Source organism: Cupriavidus sp. FW305-46 (genome assembly GCF_058787075.1).
The window spans coordinates 1-5,272 of the sequence record NZ_JBYSZI010000125.1 but is presented as its reverse complement, the minus strand read 5'-3'; the positions used below and the strand labels follow the sequence as shown (position 1 = coordinate 5,272).

4 protein-coding genes are annotated in these 5,272 nt (G+C 68.0%); 2 read left to right on the top strand and 2 right to left on the bottom strand.

The window, feature by feature from the left end:
• Positions 1 to 50 precede the first annotated feature (50 nt).
• Positions 51 to 1,178, bottom strand: a complete 1,128-nt coding sequence (locus AC3WON_RS30915) for an acyl-CoA dehydrogenase family protein (protein WP_492321116.1) — start codon at positions 1,176 to 1,178, stop codon at positions 51 to 53.
• 13 nt (positions 1,179 to 1,191) lie between these two features.
• On the bottom strand, positions 1,192 to 2,385 hold the full coding sequence (locus AC3WON_RS30910) for an acyl-CoA dehydrogenase family protein (RefSeq protein WP_492353461.1): 1,194 nt from the start codon (positions 2,383 to 2,385) through the stop codon (positions 1,192 to 1,194).
• 344 nt (positions 2,386 to 2,729) lie between these two features.
• On the opposite strand from AC3WON_RS30910, the gene AC3WON_RS30905 reads away from it, so the two are divergent.
• Together AC3WON_RS30905 and AC3WON_RS30900 are read left to right on the top strand one after the other, a co-directional pair.
• Complete coding sequence (locus AC3WON_RS30905; RefSeq protein ID WP_492353460.1) at positions 2,730 to 4,250, top strand: class I adenylate-forming enzyme family protein; 1,521 nt, start codon at positions 2,730 to 2,732, stop codon at positions 4,248 to 4,250.
• A gap of 57 nt (positions 4,251 to 4,307) precedes the next feature.
• On the top strand, positions 4,308 to 5,272 hold a 965-nt coding region (locus AC3WON_RS30900), incomplete at its 3' end, for a Bug family tripartite tricarboxylate transporter substrate binding protein (protein WP_492353459.1).

The following is a 5,272-nucleotide window of genomic DNA, read 5'->3' as shown; positions in this document are numbered from 1 at the left end:
GGCAAGTGCCCGGCCTCGCGCCAGCGTGCGGCCAGCGGCCGCAGCCAGGGTCAGGCTTCCATCACTTCGCCGAAGCGCTGCAGGTGGTAGTCGCTGTCGCCCAGCAACTGGTCCAGCATGGTCAGGCGCTTGAAGTAGTCGCCCACGGACAGCTCATCGGTCATGCCCATGCCGCCATGCAGCTGCACGGCCTGCTGGCCGACGAAGCGCCCGGCGCGGGCCAGCGTCACCTTGGCCGCGGACAGCATGCGGCGGCGCGCGGCGGGATCGGCCTCGTCCAGTGCCTGGACTGCGACGTAGGCCATCGACAGTGCCAGCTCCTTCTGCACCAGCATGTCGGCCATGCGGTGCTGCAGTGCCTGGAAGCTGGCCAGCGGCTTGCCGAACTGCTGGCGCGTGCCCAGGTACTCGGCGGTGATCTCGATCAGCTTTTCCATGGCGCCGGCGCCCTCGGCGCACAGCGCGGCAACGCCGTGCTCAAGGCCCACGCCCAGCGCGGCCAGGCCGTCGGCGGGCTGGCCCACCAGCGCGCTGGCCGGCACGGTGACGTTCTGCAGCGACAGGTCGGCGGCGCGCAGGCCGTCGATGGTCGGGTAGGCGGTGACGCCCAGGCCCTTGCTGTCGCGCGGCACCAGGAACAACGCAATCTCATTGCTGCCGGCCACGCGCGCGGTCAGCAGGTAGGCGTCGGCGGCGGCGCCGTGCCAGACCACGCTCTTGATGCCGTTGAGCACGTAGCCGTCGCCGCTGCGCTCGGCGCTGGCGCGCGCCGATTCCGGGCGGTAGCGGGTGGTCGGCTCCAGGTAGGCCAGCGTCACGATGCGCTCGCCCGAGGCGATCGCGGGCAGCCATTCTTGCTTCTGCGCGGCGCTGCCGTGGGCGGCCAGGATGGCCGCGGCCATCACGCCGCTGGGCGTGACCGGCTCCAGCACCAGGCCGCGGCCCAGTTCGCGCTGCACCACCAGCTGGCTGGCGGGGCCTTCGCCGAAGCCGCCGAAGTCGGCCGGCACGGTCAGGCCCAGCACGCCCATTTCAGCCAGCTTGTTCCACACGCCGCGATCCAGGCTCTCGCCTGCGCGCGCGCTCTTGCGGCGGGCCTCGAAGGTGTATTCGGTATCGATGAAGCGACGCAGGCTGTCCGCCAGCATCTGTTGCTCTTCGCTGTAGGTGAAGTCCATGTCAGCTATCCCTTCAGAAACCCAGGATCATCTTGGAGATGATGTTCTTCTGCACTTCGGTCGCGCCGCCGTAGATCGAAGTCTTGCGCATGTCGTAGTAGGTGGAGGCGGCAGGGGCGGCCCAGTCAGGGCCCGCCACCGGCTGCGCCGCGCCCGGTTCAAGCCAGTCCGGCGAATACGGCCAGGCGTTGGGGCCGGCCACTTCCATCATCAGCATGCCCAGGTCCTGCTGCACCTCGGAGCCGCGGATCTTGACGATCGAGGCCTCGGGCCCGGGGGTGCCGGCGGCCTGCGTGGCGACGCGCAGCAGCAGCATTTCCAGCGCCATGATGTCCATCTCGACGCGGGCGATCTTGTCGCGCATGCGCACGTCTTCGATCAGCGGGCGGCCGGCGCCGTCGGTGGCCTGGCTGGCGTAGTGCTTGAGCAGGCGCAGCTCGCGGTGGCAGTGGCCGATGCCGGCAATGCCGGTGCGTTCATGGCCGAGCAGGTACTTGGCATAGGTCCAGGCGCGGTTCTCTTCGCCGACCAGGTTCCCGACCGGCACTTCCACGTCTTCGAACCAGGTCTCGTTGACGTCGTGGCCGCCGTCGAGCGTCTTGATCGGACGCACCGTCACGCCGGGCGACTTCATGTCGATCAGCAGCATCGAGATGCCTTCCTGGGCCTTGGCCTCGGGGTCGGTGCGCACCAGGCAGAAGATCCAGTCGGCGAAGTGGGCCATGGTGGTCCAGGTCTTCTGGCCGTTGACGATGTATTTGTCGCCCTTGCGCACCGCGCGCGTCTTCAGCGAGGCCAGGTCGGAACCCGAGCCCGGCTCGGAGTAGCCCTGGCACCAGAAGTCGTCGATATTGGGGATGCGCGGCAGGAAGCGCTGCTGCATCTCGGGGCTGGCGTACTTCATCAGCACCGGACCGATCATGGTCAGGCCGAACGGCAGCAGGCGCGGCGCGCCGGCGCGGAAGGTCTCGATCTCGAAGATCAGGCGCTGCAGCGCGGTCCAGCCGGTGCCGCCCCATTGCTTGGGCCAGGTCGGCGCACCCCAGCCGCGGGCCTGCAGGATGCGGTGCCAGCGGATGTAGTCGTCCTTTTCCACGCGCTGGTGGTTGAGAACCTTGTTGCGGATGTCTTCCGGCAGGCTGGCCTGCGCGAATGCACGGACCTCCTCGCGGAAGGCCTGTTCCTCGGCGGTGAAACGCAAATCCATCTGAATGTCCCCTGTGGTACGCGGGCCGCGCGGCGCTTCTTGCCCAGCCTGGTTGTGCAGTGCGTCAAAGCGGCGGCCCTCACTGTGCCGGCCGATTGTAGGGGCCGGGCGCGATTCTTTGCTTCATCAATCATAAAGCCGTCCTTCGCGGAGGCGGAACCACCTGCGCCGGGTGGTGGCGGGGCGAACGGCGGCTGGCCAGTGGCGTTGACGAACACGGCCTTAGTGAATTCCAAATGGCTCCGGCACGGGGCTTGCCGCAAACTGATGCAGCCAGTTTCATGTGGCCGGGTGCATTCCGCCGCATATCCAAGTCAGCCTGCATCGAGAGACCCACCAGCACCATGTCTTCCTTCCGCCCCGAATATATCCACGACATCCCCCGCTACTGGGCCGCGCAGACGCCTGACGCGCCGTGCCTGCACGAGAACGGCGCCGTCATCAGCTACGGCGAGCTGTGGCGGCGCATCGAGGCCGCCCGCGACTGGCTGGCGGCGCAGGGCGTGGGCGAGGGCGACCGCGTGATGGTGGTCGGCGAGAACTGCAACGAGATGGTGGTCACGCTGTTCGCCAGCAGCCTGCTGCATGCCTGGCCGATCCAGGTCAATGCGCGCCTGTCCGCGCGCGAGATCGACAATATCCGCGATCATGCGCAGCCGGCGCTGGTGCTGTTCACCGGCCATGTCTCCGACGTGGCCGCGGCGCACGGCGAGCGGCTGGGCGCACAGGCCACCGGCTGCCCGGTGTTCGACGCCGGCATGCGGGTGGTGCGCGCGGCCACCCCGCCGCAGCGCGAGCCGGCCGGGCTGGCCCGCAGCGTCGCCACGCTGATCTATACCTCAGGCACCACCGGCGCGCCCAAGGGCGTGATGGTGCCGCATCAGGGCCTGACGCAGTTTGCGCGCATCTCCGCCACCTCGCGCGACATGGGCCCGGCCGACGTGGCCTATGGCGCGTTGCCGATGTCGCATATCTTCGGCATTGCCACGGTGCTGATGGCCACGCTGTATGCCGGCGCCAGCCTGTTCCTGCGCCCGCGCTTCGACGCCAGTGAAGTGTTCGAGTCGCTGGCATCGCCCGGCGTCACCATCCTGCAGGGCGTGCCGACCATGTTCACGCGCATCATGGCGGTGGCGCCCACCGTCGGCGCGAAGCCCGGCGCCTATCCGCGCCTGCGCTACCTCTATACCGGCGGCGCGCCGCTGGACCCCACGCTCAAGCGCGAGGTCGAAACCCTGTTCGGCCAGGCGCTGCACCATGGCTACGGCATCACCGAATACGCCGGCTCGCTCTTCATCACGCACATGGAAGCCCCGCGCGCCGACTGCTCGGCCGGCTATATCGTCGAAGGCGTTGAGATCGAGATCACCGATGCCGAAGGCAAGCGGCTTCCCGCCGGCGAGCGCGGCCAGATCCGCGTGCGCGGCCCGGGCGTGATGCTGGGCTACTACCGCAACCCCGAGCAGACCGCCGAGGCGCTGCTGCCCGGCGGCTGGCTCAATACCGGCGACCTGGGCTACCTGGATGCCGACGGCGCGCTGTTTATCTCCGGCCGCTCCAAGGACCTGATCATCCGCTCCGGCTTCAACGTCTACCCGATCGAGGTCGAGTCGGTGATCAATGCCTTCCCCGGCGTGCGCCAGTCGGCCGTGGTCGGACGCACCACCGGCGACGGCAACGAGGAAGTGGTGGCCTTCATTGAAATGCAGGACGGCGCCGAGCTTGACCGCAAGGCGCTGGACACCTACCTGCGCGAGAGCCTGGCCCCGTACAAGCGCCCGGCCGAGGTCCGCACCGTCGACGTGATTCCGACCACGGCGAGCGGCAAGCTGCTCAAGCAGCCGCTGCGCGCCATGCTCGATTAAGCGCCCGCCGGGCCCGCCGGCCCCGGGCAACATCAGCCATACCTGGAGGAGACAATAATGAAGACATGGACGACACTGGCAGCCCTGACCGCCACGCTGCTGCTGCAGGGCGCGGCGTGGGCCGCCGACGCCTACCCGTCGCGGCCGGTCAAGCTGCTGGTGGGCTACGCGCCGGGCGGCCCGGTCGACACCGCCGCGCGCATCTATGCCGAGCAGCTCGGGCGCGTGCTCAAGCAGCCGGTGGTGGTGGACAACCGCGCGGGCGCCAGCGGCGCGATTGCCGCGGACATGACCGCCAAGGCGGCGCCGGACGGCTACACGCTGTATTTCGTCGCCAGCCCGACCATGACCATGACGCCGCTGATCCAGCACTCGGTCAATTTCAATCCGGTCAAGGACTTTACCTATATCGGCCTGATCACCGATTACACCAACGTGCTGCTGGTGAACAAGGACTTCCCGGCGAAGAACGTGGGCGAGCTGGTCGACTACGCGCGCAAGCATCCTGAGGGGGTCTCGTTCGGCTCGGCCGGCATTGGGGCGTCGAACCATCTGTCCGCGGAACTGCTGGCGCAGATGAACAGCGTGAAGATGCTGCATGTGCCGTACAAGGGCAATGCGCCGGCCATGGCTGACGTGATGAGCGGCAAGGTGACGTTCATGTTCGACATTACCGGTACGGCGATCGGGCATATCAATGGCGGCAAGGTGCGCGCGCTGGCGGTCACGTCGAAGACCCGCAACCCGGCGCTGCCGAACGTGCCGACCATGATCGAGTCTGGCCAGAAAGACTATGACCTGACTGGCTGGTATGCGCTGGTGGGGCCGCAGAAGCTGCCGGCCGATGTGGTGGACAAGCTGGTCAAGGCGCAGAAGGCGGTTGGGGAGGATGCTGCTTTCCGGCAACGGATGACGGCTGGGGGGTATGACGTCAATATCAGCACGCCGAAGGCGCTGGGGGATCGGATTCAGCGGGAGCTGGCGCTTTGGGGTGGGGTGGTAAAGGCGGCGAAGATTCAGGC